Origin of the sequence: Paenibacillus sp. DS2015 (genome assembly GCF_050433705.1) — a bacterium.
Classification (GTDB): Bacteria; Bacillota; Bacilli; order Paenibacillales; family Paenibacillaceae; genus Paenibacillus_AQ.
On record NZ_JBNPWS010000029.1, the window covers coordinates 22016 to 40305 of the forward strand.

Genomic DNA, 18290 nt, shown 5'->3' on the forward strand with positions numbered 1-18290 from the left:
AGTCTTTAGTCTTTAGCCTTTAACAGCACCGTCTGTCATTCCTTTAATGAAGTACTTCTGTAAGAATAGGAACAATACAATAACAGGAACTACTGCAATCACGGAACCTGTTATGATTAAATCCCAAGGTATAGTAGCTGCATCGGTCTGGAACATTGCAATCCCAACTGGAAGTGTTCTCATGCTCTCGTGGTTGATAACTAGAGATGGCCACATGAAGTCACCCCAGGTCCACATGAACTTTATGACCGCCAGTGTGCCAAGTGCCGCAAATGAGTTAGGTAAAATGATTCTAAAGAGAATTCCAATGCGACTGCAGCCATCAATCATCGCTGCCTCATCAAGTTCCTTGGGGATACTCATGAAATTCTGTCGCAGTAGAAAAATCCCGAATGGACTGATTAATAGCGGTACAATTAACGCTTGATACGTATTCACCCAATCCAGTTGCACCATCAGCAAGTAAAGCGGTACGACGATGACCTCGGACGGAATAATAAGCGTACTTAGGATAATAAGAAACACAGCATTTCTTCCCTTAAATTCCAACCTTGTTAGGGCATACGCAGCCAAAGTATCGAACAGTAGATTACCCGCAACTACAACACCGGATACAATCACGCTGTTCATGAACCATTTTCCAAGTGGATACTTACCTAGAACGGTTTTGTAGTTCTCAAAGTAAAACCAGTTATCAGGAAATAGATGAAACTCCGTGGATACAATGCGCTGAACTGGCTCCAGGGAACTCTTTAACATAATGTAGAAAGGAAACAACGCGAATACAGAAATCAGGATCAGAATGACGTAAGATAGCCAATTCCTCTTATGGGCCTTTCCTATCATTTGTCATCCCTCCCCACAATGCGATACTGCAAGAACATTAATATTAGAACAATTACAAACAGAATGACGGATGCAGCCGTTGCAATGCCGACCGATTCAAGCACACGTTGATAGATATAAGTAACCAGCGTGATTGTCGACGTTCCTGGTCCCCCTTGCGTCATGACCCACACTTGGTCGAACACCTTGAACGAATTGATCATCAACATCGTGGTAACGAAAAATGTCGTCGGCTTGAGCATCGGTAGAGTCAGCTTCCAAAAGGCCTGCCAACGGTTAGCACCATCAATGTGAATCGCCTCGTACAGTTCCCCTGGGATTTTCTGCAATCCTCCGACGAAAATAATCATATACAGTCCGAAATCCTTCCAAACACTAAGCAGTATTACCGTCGGCATCGCCAGACTCTTATCGAACAGCCACATTTGTGTTGGAAGTCCAAACCACTCCAAGATCGAATTGATGGCGCCGAAGCTCGGCTCGAACATGAGCTTCCAGACAATACCCGCGATCGCCATGGGAATGACTACCGGTACGAACTGCATCGTTCTAAAGAATCCGACTCCCTTCATTTCGCGACTAGCTACTAAAGCGATGCTGAGCGCCAGTGCCAAACTGCCAAACACATTAAATAAAGTAAAATAGAACGTATTGATTAACGTTTTTCTAAATACCAGATCATCGAATATTAGATATTTATAATTACTCAAGCCGACATACTGCTTTTCCGAGAAGAAATCCCACTTTACAAAACTATAAGAGAATGCTTGCAACATCGGATAAAAGATAAACATTCCGATAATGATTAACGCCGGTAGCACAAGCAACCACCCGAGAAATTTTTGGTTATTTTGCAGTTTGAGCATCGTACCGCTTCACCTCGACCTAACTAGATCTCACCGGAATATGAAGCGGCAAATGCCAGCATTTGCCGCCCCTGCAACCAGTGGCGCAGTTTGTTATTTGCCAATTGCTTGGTTAATCCGTTTATCTAGGTTACTTAATGCCTCTTCAGGGGTGACATCTCCGATGATTGTCGAAAGTAGTTCCACCTTCTGTGCATCCCACCGAGCAGAGTAGCCTACGCGGCCTTGGATACTTAGATCAGGGGAGCTCGCCGCCAATTGGGCATAGATAGCATCCCAATTCTCTTTATCTGTATCAATTTTTTCTTGAATTTTTTGTTTGGTTGCTGCATCAATTTTATCCAGATTGTATGGTGGGATCCCCATACCATTATCCATAAAATCAACGGAATTTTCCGGTGAAGCGAACCACTCAACAAACTTACCAGCAGCCTTCACATCCTTCGAACCTGCATTGATGCCGATCCCGTGTCCTCCCACATAAGACGCGGACGAATTTGGACCCTTAGGCATTGGAGCCATCCCCCATTTACCTGTCAAATCCGCATTTTCCGACCATTTATTCACATCGCCGACATTCTGAACGAAGAAGAACATGGCTATTTTTCCCTCTGCGAACCCCGTAACAGAACTTGGTCCGACTGTAGAAATCCCTTCAGTATAGAAGCTTTGTAAATAATTCAGCGCTTCAATCCCTTCCGGTGAGTTCATCCCCGATTTCCCTTCCGCATTAATATAGCTACCACCCGATGCCGCAAGCATCGACTGCCATGAGAAATTAATCGCATTTAAATGATCATCTGCACCTTTTAACTGAAAGCCCATTACATCTGGCTTACCATCCCCGTTCGTATCCTTGGAGATTGCTTTGGACATGGACTTCAGCTCTTCCCAAGTTGTAGGGGGATTATCGAAGCCAGCTTCCTTAAGCATATCTTTACGGTAATAAAGAACAGATACATCGAAATTGAGCGGCAACGCATAAATATTTCCGTCTATAGAGTTCATATTACTCAACGGGTCGAACTGCGCAAGACGCTCTTCCGATATCCCTGCGTCAGCAGCAGACGCAAGCACTTTACCGTCTATGTAAGCCTGATCTAAGCCGTTCGCCAGATAGAATACATCCGGGCCGTCACCAGAGATCATACCCGTTTTAATCTTCTCGCGGCCTTTCTCCCAATCAAGAACAGTCATTTCTACTTTCACATCTGGCGATTGCGCATTAAATGCAGCCGTTAATTCCTTAAGCCTAGCCTCAGGTAGAACTGGTGGAAACCAAGCTTGAATCGTTACCGGTTCCTTAGCTTCGCTAGCAGCAGGGGAGGTAATTTCGCTATTTTTAGACTTCTGACCTGCGCACGCCACCAAACTAAATGTCATGCCTACTACGGTAAGTAAAACAATCCATTTCCTCATTATAATCCGCCCTTTTTTGATTTTATTAAAACGCTACAATAATTTAATTCATTATAATAGCGCTTTCAAATGTATTTTAATGGCAGAGAGGCAACTTGTCAATTAAAATATTTAAAACGTTTTAATAAAATTAACAAAAATAAAAAGAAGCTCTCTCTGGATCTATAAAGATCATAGAGATTGCCTCTTTCATATTAAATCATGATGAATTAGAAACGAACAATTTCAATAGCGCGACCTAAGTTATCCTCTCAAAAAGAAGCTCAATCGCCGTCATTTAGGAAAGGACTTGTGCCACCGCTCCTGTAGATTTTCGAATGACTAGCTGCACATCTACGGTGATGTTGATTTCGTCTTCTGCTGTACCCTCCAGAAGACCAACAATAACCTGAGCAGCCGTCTCCCCGATAATATCGTGTCTAATCTGAACCGTCGTTAGTGGCACCTTCAGAAGATGAGAGTTCGGTAAATTATCAATTCCCGCCAATGAAATATCTTCTGGAACTCTTATGCCAACATCAAACATGGCTTCCATAATCCCAATGGCGATCAGATCATTACCCCCAATAATAGCAGTCGGAAGCTTCACGCCCGATTGGATGAGTTTCCTCATCGCAAAATAACCGGATTCTTGAAAGTACTCGGCATGCACCAATCTCTCTGGCTTAAATTCAATACCATACTCTTCAAGTGCGTTCCTATAGCCTTCGATTCGCATTTCTGAGGATGCCAGCTTAGGGATATAGCCAAACATCGCAATTTCCCGATGCCCCAATTCTAATAGGTGCTTCGTTATTTGATAAGCACCCTTGCCGTAATCAGCCGATATCGTGTGAAAGTCGGTTAAGTGACGATTAATATATACGCATGGCAAATCTCCGGCAATCGCCGCAGCTTCCTCAACGGGCATCCGAAGTCCCAAGAACAGGATCGCATCGATCCCCCTCTTAGAGACAAGCTGTCGCAAACAAGTCTGCTCTTCGGCCACAGTCGTCAAGGTCAAGACCATTTGATAAGGAGAATCGGCAAGATTCTTCGCAAAATACTTCAACGTTTCAAAGTAAAATGGACTGTTAAAATAGTCATATTGCGGACCTGACATAAAAACCGCTATATTGTTCGTCTTCTTACCAGAGAGGCCTCGAGCCATCGCATTCGGGGTGTAATTCATTTGGTGTGCGATTTCCATTACTCGGCGTTTCGTTTCTTTGCTGACGCCCCTCTTGTCGTTCAACGCTAGCGAGACGGTAGCTATCGACACCCCTGCTATCTTCGCAATATCCTGTATCTTAGGGGTCATGATTAGTCTCCATTTATTCTTCATTTTATTAAAATTATAAAACGCTTTAGTCTATTATGTCAACCTCCATGATATCTCGAAGGTAGCACTAGACTGCGGCTCAATAGACATAAGTGGACTATGTATCTCTGCCTCAAAATAGGGGTGCTTGTCAGAGTTAAAAACTTCAAACATAAAAGCATGAGGATAGAGCTCTTTATAAACAGGGAAGTGCTGGTGGAATTGGATACCCGCCATTTGAATCGTAACCTCACCTTTGTCCGAATGAACTCCAACTTTATACCGTTCACCATGATTGACTCTGTTGCAGAGTCCCCCTGGTTCTGTATGTACAAAGGCATTACCATAATAACTTGAATAATAGAGCTCATTCGCATCATTCGCAGCAATCCTAACCTCTGCGGGCCTATTTAACTGAGTGACCTGCCAGATCCCTTTGTGGACCAGCGAAGTCCCGTGATTACTCAATCGGAGAGAGAAATGAACGCTAGCCTGCTCCTCCAGTATTGTGATGGTTTTGGTTATTTGAAGCCCTGTTTCCCTGCAGATTGGACTTTCTAATACCACTTCTATCTGATCGCTCCCCTGGGTTACATGATCGTTATATACACCATGATCAAGATCGACGTATGGAGCCTGACCCCAGTCGTCTTGAGGAGCTAGCCAGATCTTCTCCCCACCATATAACATCAATCCCTGCTTTTCTCTCTCCGCTTGAATTAGAGCCGGTGAAAGAGCTTCATAAGATGCCCTAACGTTTCTCATTTGCGGGTTGACGAATAATATATTCTGACCCGGAAAACCAAAGGACATGACTCGCCCTCCGATCTCGGGTAAGACTTCCAGTTGAACTCTGCCATTATCTATCAAAATGGAACGAAAACCGAGACATTCGCCTTCTTCAATATTCATTAGGACTCCCCCATAAAGAACCTCCCGACGATACCCGTCGGAGGTTCTTTCTTTTATTCATTATTATTGAACGTACCCCATAACACTTTTTCCGGATTCATGTTCCGACTCTGGAATCGCCAGTACGACATACGGTTGATCCGCCACTCCTGCCGTTAACGACCATGACAAAGTGCCCGATGCGCCTGCATTCAACGTGATTATTTGAGTTGAGCCACCACTTGCGTTCTGCGTTTTCAGCTCCACTGCAAACGTCTTGTTCATTAATCCGTTGTTCTTTAAGTCGATATCCACCGCAAAGATATCTCCCGCATTTATGTTCGAAGGAGCTATTACATTCGTAATTGCCACTTCCTTATTCCGATCCATATTTAAGCTCAATTTCTTACCTGATGGTAAATCGAAGTCCTTCGAATGGGCGCCCGTTTGCAGCGTGTATTGACCGCCTCCATTCAGACGAATCACACCAAATTGTCCATTACCATCGGTTGTCCCGGTATACACCGTACTGTTCGTGCTACGACTTACAATGGTGAAGCTACTATTGGCATATGCTGTCCCATCGGTGGATATCGACCCACTCACTTGTCCTTGTTGTCCCAACGTTGCAATAGCCAGCTCCGTCCATGAGCGATTGATCCCCCAGGTTTCACCTTCCATCCATCCGTTGGACCATTGTGGTGTATCCGCCGAAACACTACCACTGATCCCATTTACCATCGCACCCATCGCCGCCCAGCTGTTAGCATTCTCACCATGTGAATAGTAGCGGCTATCTGTTAATTTCACTTCACCTATACCAGCCATAGTTGGAGTCGAAAATGGATTAGCTCCGAAATTCCAGTCCAATTGGCGGTGGGCAATATTCTCCAATTCAATGTCATTCAGTGCAATTGAGCTATACGAAATAGAGGCAGCATTCAGTGCATTCGTTTTTGTATTGCCATCCGCAAGCGTGCTACCACTTAGAAAGAAGGAATAGTTGACTGCCGAGGCTGCATTCAGCTTTCTAGGACCCGCTCCAAATTGATAGGGCAGAATATCATAGGCCGTTTGATTCGTAAACGCCTTCACATATCCTTCTGAGTAAATTTTCAAGGATACCAATCGAACCATTCGCTAGCTTCAGGGAATTCCTCGACCATTCTGGCCAAGGCATAGATCGGTAGCCCAGACCATATCCGGCTTTTCATAAATTCCGATGTGCCCGAATCATCGCGAAGCATCATTCCTGTGACACCCTTATCATTCCATTGATGGCCTAGATACTGCGATTCAACAATTTTTGTACCATATGTCTCTGCCTTTGCCTTATAAGTACCGTCACCTGTAAGTTGATATAATTCCAGAGCAGCAAGGACCTTTGTAGCATAATTAATGACCGTGATCGAACCGAAATACTCACCCGTGCCGCCAATATTCTTCACATGGCTCATTTCATCGTATGTGTCGATATAGTTCCATGAATCTATCGCTTGTGCTCTCAATTGATCTGCATAGGTATTCTGACCAATTGAGTAAAAATAGCGTGCGCCTTTTGCAAGCGCATTCGTATATTGATACTGTGAAATGACATGATAGCCGGCTTTATTATACCCGCCCATATTCGTCGTGTTATCTATGTTTACGATATTGATTGTATTTCCGCTCTCAGGTGGTGCCCAAGCTTCTAAATTTGGCCAAACTTCATCCATCCGCTCCCATAATAGTTAGGATTATACGAGGATGAGCTCCACGTTCCCGTATATACCGCATCCGTATCATCAAGAATGATATCGCCCGAAGCATAAGCTACCTGTTTTTCTATATTTACAATACAAATAGACCACATGAAGGAGAACACTATAACTAACGAAATCAATCTTTAATATGTCCCGTGAGCATCATCAATCTCCTCCGTATCATTAATGGTTACTGTACATCCGTCGTTATAACCCTCCAATTTTAAATTCAAAAAAAGATTACCCCCTATTATTTCATTATTTTAAAACGTTATAGTGAAATAAATCATAAATAAAACGCTTTCAATTGCAATATTATCCATATATTTAAAACTTGTCAATTAAAAATATAAAGCGTTTTAATAGATATACCAATAAAAAATAGATGCCTGAAGTATCGGGTTTTCACAATCATATATTCAGAGCAGAGTCTCCCTTCTCCTACAACCCATTATTATATACGACACTCAGTTAGCCACGGTGAGTCGGTTACCTTATCACTATCTTGTGCAACATTCCAAGAGAACACACCGTCTAGAATGATGTAAGTAAGATTAATTTAATATAAAAATGAAACATACAGTAACACCCAAAGGACTAGTCAAGTGCTATCCTATACAATCAACTGGAGGTATGACAGATGAACAAAATGTACAAAGTGTTAGCAACAGCAACTATTCTATCTATCACAGCTATACCGATGGTAATCCAAGCACAGGCCATTCCATCTACCCCGAATCATAAAGGACAAGATACCATTCTAAATCAAGTGAAGGTAGTTCCAGGTACAATGGGACAAATCACAGATTTCACGAACGATAAAACAGGTAAATTCATTACCGTAACAGGTCGCGGTCTTGCAATAACAGATCAAAGTGAGATCATTCTATCCATCACCAAGGATACTAAAATTGTGAATTCCAAAGGTAAAACAATACCTTTAAAAACCATTATTGATGAGAAAAAAGTTGTTAAAGCATTCTATGGTCCAAACATCACGAAGAGCATTCCAGCTCGTGGAACAGCGTTAACGCTTGTTGTTCAAGATCAGAGCTTCACGGGTATTAACGGTACGATATCCGAGGTAAATGAAGGCGGGATTGTCGTAAAAGGAACAGATATCTATACTTTGAACGAAGACACGATTGTATTACATTTTGCTAACAAAACTCAGATCTTGGACCCAAATGGTAAAGCTATCAAAGAAAGTGAACTGCAACCAGGCATGAGCATTACAGCATTCTATGGTCCTGAAGTTATGATGAGTCTTCCGCCTCAAGCAACAACGAACTATATGGTTGTGAACACAGCAAAAGAAGAATCCGTTCAAGAAAGTGCCCCAGGCACAGATGGTATAATTACGAATGTAGCAGATAACAAGCTCACCGTAATTGGAGTTCCTGCGGAAAAAGGTGGAGTGGACTATGTCATCGTAACCGTCGATGAGAAAACTCAAATCATGAACCAAGATGGCACACCATCAACAATAGATGCACTCAAAGCTGATGTTCGTGTCTCTGCCTACTACGGTGAAGTCATGGCCATGAGCTACCCAGGCCAGACACATGCTGATAAAATCGTCATAAAAACAACAGATAGCATCAAAGTTGAGGGTACCGTTGTTGCATCAGACGATATAACAAAAGACCAAGTATATGTAAATGTGGGTACTGACCAATCTCCATACAACGATGTAGTTCTGAACATCTCGGAGGATACAAAGGTCATCTCTATACTTGGCGGAGAGACGGAATTGAGCGCTGGAATGAAAATTGTCGCTTACCATTCCCCAATCATGACCAAATCATTGCCTGGTATCACAAATGCTGAAATTGTCATCATAACTGCTGATGACAATGGAGTTGTGCCTAGATAATACTGAACCATATATTAGAATGAATAGAAACCAGTCGATCTCTTTGGGGATGGGATGGTTTCTATTTTTCATTTACACCCAATCTGGCATAACTTAGAACACCATCAGAAGTATGAAGACAACTATAAGGGACTCCGCTTACCGTTAAACTGTTATACTAAGTGTATATTGAAATAAGAGAGTGACCTTCTCATGTTATTAAATTCATTTAAATGAAGGAGAATCCATGATGAATTACAGGAAACTAGGCAAAACAAATATTAATATTTCTGAAATATCCCTAGGAACATGGCAATTAGGCACGCGTTGGGGTGACCCGTTTGATCCGAAAGAGGCCAGAAAGATACTGGACACTGCCTTTGATCATGGCATTAATTTCATTGATACTGCCGATATCTATATCGATGGGTTAAGTGAAAAGGCCATTGGGGGATTCCTCAAGGACCATAAAGATGAAGTATATGTCGCAACAAAATGTGGAAGAGGACTCAATTCGCATAACGCAGCTGGCTATAACGAGAAGAATATTCGCGGTTTCGTAGAAGCAAGCCTGACAAATATGGGTGTTGAAAAGCTTGATTTGATCCAGCTTCACTGTCCGCCAACAGAGGTCTATTCAATGCCCGAAGCTTTTGCAGCGCTTGATCAATTGAAGCAAGAAGGCAAAATACTAAATTATGGCGTAAGCGTTGAGCGTGTAGATGAGGGATTGAAAGCTTTAGAACACAAGAACCTTGCAACGATTCAGATTATATTCAATATGTTCAGACACAAGCCGGCGGACGCTTTATTTGAACAAGCCCAACAAGCAGATGTTGGAATCATCGCACGTGTCCCCCTTGCGAGCGGACTATTAACAGGAAAATTCAACCCGCAATCCACCTTTGGCAAAGATGACCATAGAAGCAACAATCGAAATGGCGAAATGTTCGATAAAGGCGAGACATTCTCTGGTGTAGACTACGATAAGGGGTTAGAAGCCATCGAGGTGATCAAGGGGATTCTGGGAACAGAGGAATTAGCACCCTATGCTTTACGTTGGATCTTGATGTTTGATGCGATCTCGACGGTTATTCCCGGAGCCAGCCGTGCAGAACAAGTCCTCTCAAATGTACAAGCCGGAAGCTTACCTGCATATACCGCAGAACAGATGAATGCTGTAAAAGCCGTATATATTCAGTATATTAAGGATTCCGTTCATTCAATGTGGTAGAAGACTTGTTAGCCCCACTAACTTAGGCTCTTATTTCCAAGTTGGTGGGGCTTTATTTTATATTTAATTGTATTTATGACAGCACAGGAATTTAAACAACCCCAAATCACTAAATGAATGGTCGTTTAGGGTTGTTCACTAACAATACAACTTCATGTTTATTTGTTACAATTCGACTGCAACACCATAATGATCAGAAACGACTGGACCATTTGTCCCATTTAGTGCGACGGTTGAAGATTTAACCTGTACAGGCACACTAGCAAAAATATAATCGATTCGGAGATTCTGTTTATTATGTTCCCAACCCGCAATGGCTTTAACGACTGTAGATCCTTCATCACGCACTTCTGCGGATAGATATAAGTCATGCCAGCCTTTGCTCACCACATAATCGTAACCTTCCTCCCCAATTTCCGCCACATTATTAAAGTCACCCATAATAAAAATGGGACATGCCCGATAAGGCGCTATCTTCAAATCGGTTAGATCCCACTGCCCTCTGAATGGCTCTGTGTCATGCCACCAACCATAGTGACCATTCACAAACCAAGTGTTCTCTCCATTCACCACAATCTGGGCTCCTATGATTTTTCGTGTACGATAGTTCTCATAATCACGAATAACGGATACATATTCACTCATCGTATCCGTCATAGGTGTTCTCGTCAGGATAGCCAACCCCTCATCGTACTTAACAAAACCGACATGTACAGGAACCCAGGTCCAATAATACGTTACGGACAGCTGTTGCAGAAGAAGATATGCAAAGTTATCCCGCTTGATGACTACCTCCCGTTCAGTTTGAACGTAGTTTCCTAGTTCAACAAGAGGAACTTCTGTTTCGTCCATCGACTGATTGACCTCCTGTAGAGAGATCACATCGAACTGCTGCTCATTAATAAAATTAGCTAGTTGACTAATTTTGTCTAACTGATCATTCTCTTGCCACGAATGTGTGTTTAACGTTAATATTCTCAATCGTATCACCTGCGTTAGTTTAGTTTGAATACACGGATAGATTGAACTAAAGTTTTCTCCCCAAAAGCGCTATAGATTCCAAAGGTAATCAATAATAGTAAAGGTTGATCTTTAGTTCATTCTATCTGGATCACTACATCCTGCCTTTTAGTGTACCCTAATGGGGATAATAAACAAAACAGTAGACAGGAGCATCCGCTAATTAAACTTACTTATGTCGAATAGACGCAGGGCAGGCGTTGAGCAACGCACTTGCTTGTATATGCAGACTGTGGTCTTGCAGCAAAAAAAGCAAAAATCCACACCCTCACTCGGTTGTGGATTTATCAAGGTTTATATAAGAGATTTCAACCGAACGATCGCCTGCACTCGGTCAGTAACCTCTAACTTCCCATACAGATTGCTGATGTAGTTACGGGTCGTACCCTCGGCGATGTGCATCACATCGGCAATTTCACGGTTGTTCAGTCCCCTGATAATAAGCAGGGCCAATTCCTCTTCCCGCTCTGTCAGCTTGATCCCGTCCAGACTGGCCGTTTGCCACTGTTCCTGATCCTCCGTAAACTTGTTCATCCTCACTGCCAATTGGGCTGCAACAGTAGCAGGAAGAATAAACTGCCCCGATACTGCATCACGGATCGAAGCAATCATTCTATCCCCGTCCATATCCTTCAGCATATAGCCGCTTGCTCCATTGGCCATTCCATCTACGATGTAATCTGCATCTATAAAGGTGGTCAAGATCAGGACGAACGTTTCCGGGCAGATCCTCTTCATTCGTTTCAATGCCTCGATCCCATCCATAATCGGCATTTGAATATCTAACAACACTAGATCAGGACGAAGCAATTCCGTCATTTCACAAGCTTCCAGTCCATTCTTGGCGACACCAACGACATCCATATCATCCTCCAAATCAAGAATGGTTCTGAGTCCCTCTCGTGTCAACATTTGATCGTCGGCAACTACTATCCTGATCCGCCTCATTCGTTACCCCCTTTCCTTCGCATCGGGTACGGCAGATCTATCCTCAACAGACAGCCTTGGTTAGGCCTGGAATCAATAGATAGACTACCGCCCAATTGTTCAGCACGTTCTTTCATCGCTTTCAAACCAAATCCCATCACAATATTACTTGCTCCTATCCCCTGATCTTCGAGTCTGAACTGCACATATGACCCAACAATCTCCAGACTGAAGTGGAACTCCGTACTCGCGCCATGTCGGATACCATTGGTCAAGCCTTCTTGTAGTGCATGATAGAGCGTCTTCTTATGAGCAATCGGCATCTCGGGTAGCTCATGAAGCGCCGCATGGATAACAACTTCCGTATTCCGTTCTGTATTACGGATCAGTTGATTCATCATGAGTACGAGGTCAGTAAACTTGTCCTCCTTCAACATATGAACAGATCCGCGGATTTCATTCAGGCTATGTCGGACTAGATCCTGCGCCTCCTTCAGACGTATAGTGGCGCCATCCACGTCTTTGTGCAGCAGCCGCTTACCCGCCTCAATTTGGAGAATCGTTGATGTGAGGGTGTGTCCGACAATATCATGAATTTCATGGGCAATTCGATTCCGTTCCTCATAGATAGAAACTTCAGCCAGGGCAGCCGCCGTCTCGCGCATCGATTGTTCTAGACTGCTAGTCCTTTCTATAACTTGATCTTCTAGACTATTCTTAAGATATTGAATCCCTGAGTAAAGCCTAGCATTTTCAATGGAGATCGCACACTGGGAGCACAGCAGTCTCAGCACATCCAGCCGCTCCGGTGTAAACACGTTAGCAGATAATTTATTTTCCATATAAAGCAAACAAATCAACTTGTTCTGATGCATGATTGGGAGGCAGAGGACTGATTTCAGCCCATTGTTCCTGACATATGGATTACGCACAAACATACCTTCTCTGGCTGCATCCTGTAGCACTACTTCCTCTGCTGTTCTTGCTACATATCCTATAATGGCCGCTGATGCAAAGTCTATCTCTTCCTCAAGTGGAACTGACTCGACGTGAAGTTCCTCAGACGTTCCATAAGCTTCGACACTCCATCTGCCCTCATTGCCGAAGATGAGCGCTCCGGATTCGGCTCCTGCATTGTGGAGCATAATGCGCAACAGCGTGTCCAGCAAACGGTTCATTTCCATTTCACCCGATAAAGCTTGCGCCGACATGACGACAGAGAGATAATCGACATGCTCCAAGCCCGACTCTGGCCTGATATGTAGAAGATGTCCATATTTTTGTTCTAGATCAGTAGCTTTCGCCGTTGCTCCCCATATCAGATAAGCTTCGTACGCTTCAGTTAAATAGATTTTTGCGAGCTGTAACTTACCTTGACGAAGACCATATTTACCGTAACATTCAGCGGCAATCGCCAAATCGTGAATATGACCATACATACGAGCAGCCTCAATCGAATGTTTGTATGACTCTTCTGCTAGGCGATTCTTCCCCTTCAAGCGAGCCATTTCAGCTTTGATTAGCATGTATTTGTGTTGATAATTCTCCGGGCAACGCAGAGCCAACTGCTTCATCTTCTTTACACGCATGCCTATGCCTAATATATATGTGGTTTGCTCCTCGGCTGAAGCTTCCTCATAAAGCTGTGCCCAGACTAGCGACTCATACACGTATTGAATAGTAGAATGAAAATTATCTTGAGGCGACTTTCGGATCGATGCCGCCCTTTTCAAAGCATCATTGGCTTCTCTATATTCACCAAACAAATAACCGGGTAAATACTGAAGTGTGCATACAATATCTTGAATGACATTGAACTCGTCTCCGTGAACCGAATCGGCGAATTCCTTACTACTTATATCATTTCCCCCAAATGGATCGTTCGGTGCACGGTACCCCGTCAGACGAACGAGAAGTGCGACAAATACGGTCGCTTGTTTCCAATGGAGACTGTTATTGTGCCTTAGAAAATCGCCTGAATGGGCAATCAACCGATCATAGATCTTCCCGATTGGATGACCGTATTGCAGAAGCAATCCACAATTAATGAGTACGCTTTGGTTACTCTGCCACAGATCACCAGATTCCAATCCCACTTTGCCAGCATGCTCGGTCAAAGTATCGAGTACAGTCGGATCATAACGTCGCCAGCTATCGTAACACAATCCAAATGAAGTAAGCGTTTTAACATGAAGCGTCGGGTATGGTTGTGATAAACTGCAAGCAAACATGCCCCACTTAAACGTCTCTTCATAATTTCGGAAATAAAAATATTGGAACATGGCATATCCGACAAACCCAATGGAAGCCTCCGGAGTCATACCGTGGTCCAGCGTCATTTCGATCATCCTGAACGTAGACGCTAGCCAACCTCTCTTATTTACAAAGAAGCAAGCATTGCTCGTATGGACCAATACGGACATAGCCACCTTGCACACTTCATCGGTCATAGGCGGCAGTGTGTTCAGCGAATGGATCGGATGTTTACGAATTCTTCGACCCAGTCTTAGCCATTGGAGAGACAATTCAAGTGAACCCGGCTCGAAATTATGATGAACATTCAATAACTCTAATGCTTTATGACCTAAGGAAATGACTTCTTCATAGTTATCATTGCTTGACTCCAATCGAATCTTTATGCTGCAGACAAGCGCTTTATCGAAATTCGTCGCCGCTTTGCCCATCAACAGATTAAACAAATCATACGCGGTCCCAAAATGAGCACACAGATATTCCGCCTCCGCCCTTTCTAGGAAAGATCGGAAGGTCAAAGTATAGTCTGTATCCCAACAATCTTCTTCCAACAGCGCTGTAGCTTGACGTAAATATTCTAACGACGTCTCGTATGCCGTTGATTGCTTCGCCTTCAGACCCGTCTGCAAGTTTAGTTCCGCTAATTCTAATCGCTGTGCCTGATGATCAATCTGTTCCTTTGCCTGATTCAAATGGTTAACCACTTCGAATACGCTTGTATCTTCGCCTACCTTCATGCGATGCAACAACAGCGAACCTATCCTCAAATGCAAATGGGGACGCTCATCTTCGGATACAAGCGCATACGCAGCTTGATGGATCCGGTCATGCTGAAATTTATACTCTGTCCCTTCTCCATTGTTGAACGTCTGTAGCAGATGCTCGCGCACAGCAATCTCCAACACTTCGGATACCTCATATAAGGGGAGTTCTGTGATGGATGCGAGCGTATATAGATCAAAGCTACTGCCCAAAAATGCAGCCTGACCAAGCATATCAACCGTTTGGTTCGGAAAAAGTTTCAATTTATTCGACATGTAAGCACCCGCATTATCTGGAGCGTTCATACCGTTAATAAGCTGCAGATCCCATTGCCAGCAACGGTTCAATTCATCAAAAGTGACTTGCTCGTCGTCAATCAAATCTTGGAGGAATTGTCTAAGAAAGAAGGGGTTTCCTTCCGTCTTATGAAACAATACCGTGGCTAGATCATCGATTCCAGCAGCTTCATAACGCATAGAATCGCTTAGTAGTTCCTTTAGATCGGCAATTTCGAGAGCGTTCAGATGGATACTGCTCATCACTGTGTTAATCTCTTCAAGATGCTTCTTCAACCGACTAAGTCGATGAAGCCCCGTTATCTCCCCATCCCGATAAGCCAAGGCGACGAGTACATTCTTTGTTTCTCTGTCCTCTAGAAGATAAGCAAGATATTGGAGTGACTCCTCGTCCGCCCACTGAAGATCATCAAAGAAAAGAACCAACGGGCGATCCTGACCTGGAAACAGCTTAATAAACCGGTTCAAGATAAGATGAAATCGGCGCTGGGCTTCCATTGGAGGCAGTTGCTGTACAGGTGGCTGATGGCCAATCAGTAATTCTAACTTGGGAACCAGCTCGATCAATAGTTGTCCATAACCTTCTACTGCATCTAGAATACGTAGCTTCCACACTTCCGCTTGCAGCTTGCTTTCCATCAGCAGTTGACTGACTAATTCTCCGATGGCTTGAATCCACACTTCGTAAGGGAGAGCACTATGATGTGGATCGAACTTACCCGTAGCAAAAAAACCTTCAGGCGCGATGACTTTTCGAAGGGTTTCCTTTACGAAGGAAGTTTTCCCAATGCCCCCGTTGCCGCTGACCGAGACAACCTCTACAGCTCCCTCCGATGCTCGCTGGAGCGCTTCTCGTAAGCTTCGTTGTTCGGATTCTCGACCGTAGAAATTCGCAGAAAAACTCAAGCGATGCGGAATATCTTGGCTTGCTAGCTCAAAAAAACCCACTTTACCCGATACCCTAAATCGGGCCAGACATTCCTCCAGATCCGACTTGATCCCGAACGCGCTAATATACCTCGCGTCAGGCATCTTTTCCATGCATTTGCTGATAATATCGGAGATGGGCTTGGGAATACCTGGGAACCTATCATGTAGAGGATCAGGCGTACTAGCCAGATGATGATATACGATATCCAACCCGTCCTGAGGCTCAAAAGGCAGGCTCCCTGATAACCATTCATATAAGGTGACACCAAGTGAGTAAAAATCGGATCGATAATCCGCAACCATTCCTGTTCTACCCGTCTGTTCCGGGGATATGTATGGCAGGACGGAGTCCGGCAGACCCGTAGACAGTGGGCTCTTGCCCAAATCGGTCGAACACATGCGGAGATCGTTAAATTTCACTTCATGTGTATCGGGATTGACGATCAGATGAAAGGGCGTTATTTCATTCAGTGTAATTTTTTCGTTATGTATGTGCATAAGACAATCTACTATAGCTACCGCAATGCCAAGTAAATCCGAAAACGCTAAAGGTTGGGTGCGCGTATGTAACACCTGATCGAGCGTACTCCCCCCAATATCCTGCAAGAGCAGGACAGGTCGATCCGCCACAATCTCCAAACTGTACGCCTCATTTGCCCCTCGGCCGCCTAACTTCATTAGGATGTCATACTCGTACTGAAAAGCCTCAATCATGGCAGGGCCCGGATATTCATCACACGTCGTCTTAGCAATCACGCTAAGATTATCTTCTTGACGCAACAGTCTATATAACTTTGTATCCCCATTATTACCTATTACATCTATCGTTAGATAACCTGGTATCTCGATCATGATGCCGCACTCCCCAATTGCAAATATGTGGCCAATAGTTACCCAAAAGAATTCGAAAGTAAATTACAACTATTATAACATTGGAACGAATTAAATTAACATCTAAAGTTAACAAGTGTCCAAATTACATAACTTGTATATCATTTACGGCTAACAGCACAGGTAACATGTGATGATTTGAGTATGATAGAATAAAAAAGGACAACGAGGTGATTCACTTATGTCAAGTTCAACAAGGGTCCGCAAGCGGGCACAACAACTGAAGGGTCGACCCGTCCGTGTTACTCTGCATGATGGACGTTCCTATGTTGGGTGGATAAGCGGGATTGAGAAGCAAGGTCTGATCCTCTCTGAACAACGTAGTCCTAGAAAATCCACAAGAAACTCACACTCTCATTCGCAAAAAGCAACCGTATCTGGACTTATGCCGTTATTTGGCTCACTCTTGGGGAATGCAGGAGGGATAGGGGCCGCGGGAGCTGGGACTGCAGGTTCCATTGGATTTCTAGGAATGATACAAAAAGCTGTTCCTTTTATGCAAATGGGTTATAAAATGATTAGGACGATTATGCCCCTGATGGGGGGACTCAAAGGTTTAATAGCTTAACGTAAAAGACACCCCTCAAGGTGTCTTTTTGTAATAAGAAAAAACAGACACCTCAGGGTGTCTGCCTTTAATACTGCATATGGAGGTTAAATTTCAATTGTCTCAATGATTGCCTCTCCCTTGAGTGTATTGCCAATTGTACAAGCACGCTCCACTACAGTCATTAGCTTCTCTTTATATGTTGGATCTAATGTTGATGGTAACTTAACTTGTACATTGAAGTTTGTGAATCTGTTCGTTCCGTCTGCTGCCTTCACAGCCGTAACTTCAACACCTATCGAAGATTTATCATATTCTTTCTTATCGTAATCTAGTATCTTTTGGAGAGAAATTGCCACACACAAGCCCAAAGATGCCTCTAGCAATTCTCTCGGAGACAAGCCACTTTGATTTGGCGCAGTACTCCCAATGATTTGTAATCCCGCCTCATTGTATATTTCATTTTGTCCTTCTGCGTACTTAACTGTTGTCATAATTAAAACCCCTTTAT

Annotated in this window: 14 protein-coding genes; 3 read left to right on the top strand and 11 right to left on the bottom strand. The window is 43.6% G+C overall.

Translation table 11 applies throughout. The annotated features are described in order from the left end of the window. Positions 1–12: 12 nt before the first annotated feature. The 7 genes from J2T13_RS20280 to J2T13_RS20310 all read right to left on the bottom strand — a co-directional run bounded on the left by J2T13_RS20280 (position 13) and on the right by J2T13_RS20310 (position 7037). The gene (locus tag J2T13_RS20280; protein ID WP_429374184.1) at positions 13–846 is read right to left on the bottom strand and encodes a carbohydrate ABC transporter permease; all 834 of its coding nucleotides are present in this window, start codon (positions 844–846) and stop codon (positions 13–15) included. Further along, the gene (locus J2T13_RS20285; RefSeq protein WP_429374185.1) at positions 843–1712 is read right to left on the bottom strand and encodes a carbohydrate ABC transporter permease; all 870 of its coding nucleotides are present in this window, start codon (positions 1710–1712) and stop codon (positions 843–845) included. Before J2T13_RS20285 ends, J2T13_RS20280 begins: the two co-directional genes overlap by 4 nt. Positions 1713–1805: 93 nt before the next feature. Further along, on the bottom strand, positions 1806–3131 hold the full coding sequence (locus J2T13_RS20290; RefSeq protein ID WP_429374186.1) for an ABC transporter substrate-binding protein: 1326 nt from the start codon (positions 3129–3131) through the stop codon (positions 1806–1808). Positions 3132–3408: 277 nt separating this feature from the next. Next, positions 3409–4431 carry a LacI family DNA-binding transcriptional regulator gene (locus J2T13_RS20295; RefSeq protein WP_429374187.1) on the bottom strand — a complete coding sequence of 341 codons (1023 nt, stop codon included), beginning with the start codon at positions 4429–4431 and terminating at the stop codon, positions 3409–3411. 54 nt (positions 4432–4485) lie between these two features. Beyond that, a complete protein-coding gene (locus J2T13_RS20300) occupies positions 4486–5343 on the bottom strand; it encodes a DUF4380 domain-containing protein (RefSeq protein ID WP_429374188.1) in 858 nt (285 codons plus the stop codon). Between the two features lie 63 nt (positions 5344–5406). Further along, positions 5407–6459, bottom strand: a complete 1053-nt coding sequence (locus tag J2T13_RS20305) for a hypothetical protein (protein WP_429374189.1) — start codon at positions 6457–6459, stop codon at positions 5407–5409. Continuing rightward, positions 6438–7037 (bottom strand): glycoside hydrolase family 9 protein, encoded by a 600-nt coding sequence (locus tag J2T13_RS20310; protein WP_429374190.1) that lies wholly within the window; start codon positions 7035–7037, stop codon positions 6438–6440. Before J2T13_RS20310 ends, J2T13_RS20305 begins: the two co-directional genes overlap by 22 nt. A 667-nt stretch (positions 7038–7704) precedes the next feature. Between J2T13_RS20310 and J2T13_RS20315 the strand changes: the two genes are divergently transcribed. Then, positions 7705–8940 carry a peptidase gene (locus J2T13_RS20315; protein WP_429374191.1) on the top strand — a complete coding sequence of 412 codons (1236 nt, stop codon included), beginning with the start codon at positions 7705–7707 and terminating at the stop codon, positions 8938–8940. A gap of 226 nt (positions 8941–9166) precedes the next feature. Then, complete coding sequence (locus tag J2T13_RS20320) at positions 9167–10153, top strand: aldo/keto reductase (RefSeq protein ID WP_429374192.1); 987 nt, start codon at positions 9167–9169, stop codon at positions 10151–10153. A gap of 165 nt (positions 10154–10318) precedes the next feature. On the opposite strand, the gene J2T13_RS20325 is transcribed toward J2T13_RS20320, so the two are convergent. The 3 genes from J2T13_RS20325 to J2T13_RS20335 form a co-directional block, all read right to left on the bottom strand. Then, positions 10319–11134 carry an endonuclease/exonuclease/phosphatase family protein gene (locus tag J2T13_RS20325; protein WP_429374193.1) on the bottom strand — a complete coding sequence of 272 codons (816 nt, stop codon included), beginning with the start codon at positions 11132–11134 and terminating at the stop codon, positions 10319–10321. 333 nt (positions 11135–11467) lie between these two features. Then, positions 11468–12121 carry a response regulator gene (locus J2T13_RS20330; RefSeq protein WP_429374194.1) on the bottom strand — a complete coding sequence of 218 codons (654 nt, stop codon included), beginning with the start codon at positions 12119–12121 and terminating at the stop codon, positions 11468–11470. Then, entirely contained in the window at positions 12118–17193 is a 5076-nt protein-coding gene (locus J2T13_RS20335) for an AAA family ATPase (RefSeq protein WP_429374195.1), read from the bottom strand. The genes J2T13_RS20330 and J2T13_RS20335 overlap by 4 nt, the downstream gene beginning before the upstream one ends. A 220-nt stretch (positions 17194–17413) precedes the next feature. Between J2T13_RS20335 and J2T13_RS20340 the strand changes: the two genes are divergently transcribed. After that, complete coding sequence (locus J2T13_RS20340; RefSeq protein WP_429374196.1) at positions 17414–17800, top strand: hypothetical protein; 387 nt, start codon at positions 17414–17416, stop codon at positions 17798–17800. A gap of 86 nt (positions 17801–17886) precedes the next feature. On the opposite strand, the gene J2T13_RS20345 is transcribed toward J2T13_RS20340, so the two are convergent. Continuing rightward, entirely contained in the window at positions 17887–18273 is a 387-nt protein-coding gene (locus tag J2T13_RS20345; RefSeq protein ID WP_429374197.1) for an OsmC family protein, read from the bottom strand. Positions 18274–18290: the final 17 nt, after the last annotated feature.

What these genes read in the sequence shown, in the direction of transcription:
- J2T13_RS20320 (WP_429374192.1), top strand. Translation starts at nt 9,167, where the DNA reads ATGATGAATTACAGGAAACTAGGCAAAACAAATATTAATATTTCTGAA.
- J2T13_RS20315 (WP_429374191.1), top strand. Translation starts at nt 7,705, where the DNA reads ATGAACAAAATGTACAAAGTGTTAGCAACAGCAACTATTCTATCTATC.
- J2T13_RS20330 (WP_429374194.1), bottom strand. Translation starts at nt 12,121, where the DNA reads ATGAGGCGGATCAGGATAGTAGTTGCCGACGATCAAATGTTGACACGA.
- J2T13_RS20310 (WP_429374190.1), bottom strand. Translation starts at nt 7,037, where the DNA reads ATGGATGAAGTTTGGCCAAATTTAGAAGCTTGGGCACCACCTGAGAGC.
- J2T13_RS20335 (WP_429374195.1), bottom strand. Translation starts at nt 17,193, where the DNA reads ATGATCGAGATACCAGGTTATCTAACGATAGATGTAATAGGTAATAAT.
- J2T13_RS20345 (WP_429374197.1), bottom strand. Translation starts at nt 18,273, where the DNA reads ATGACAACAGTTAAGTACGCAGAAGGACAAAATGAAATATACAATGAG.
- J2T13_RS20285 (WP_429374185.1), bottom strand. Translation starts at nt 1,712, where the DNA reads ATGCTCAAACTGCAAAATAACCAAAAATTTCTCGGGTGGTTGCTTGTG.
- J2T13_RS20340 (WP_429374196.1), top strand. Translation starts at nt 17,414, where the DNA reads ATGTCAAGTTCAACAAGGGTCCGCAAGCGGGCACAACAACTGAAGGGT.
- J2T13_RS20280 (WP_429374184.1), bottom strand. Translation starts at nt 846, where the DNA reads ATGATAGGAAAGGCCCATAAGAGGAATTGGCTATCTTACGTCATTCTG.
- J2T13_RS20295 (WP_429374187.1), bottom strand. Translation starts at nt 4,431, where the DNA reads ATGACCCCTAAGATACAGGATATTGCGAAGATAGCAGGGGTGTCGATA.
- J2T13_RS20290 (WP_429374186.1), bottom strand. Translation starts at nt 3,131, where the DNA reads ATGAGGAAATGGATTGTTTTACTTACCGTAGTAGGCATGACATTTAGT.
- J2T13_RS20300 (WP_429374188.1), bottom strand. Translation starts at nt 5,343, where the DNA reads ATGAATATTGAAGAAGGCGAATGTCTCGGTTTTCGTTCCATTTTGATA.
- J2T13_RS20305 (WP_429374189.1), bottom strand. Translation starts at nt 6,459, where the DNA reads ATGGTTCGATTGGTATCCTTGAAAATTTACTCAGAAGGATATGTGAAG.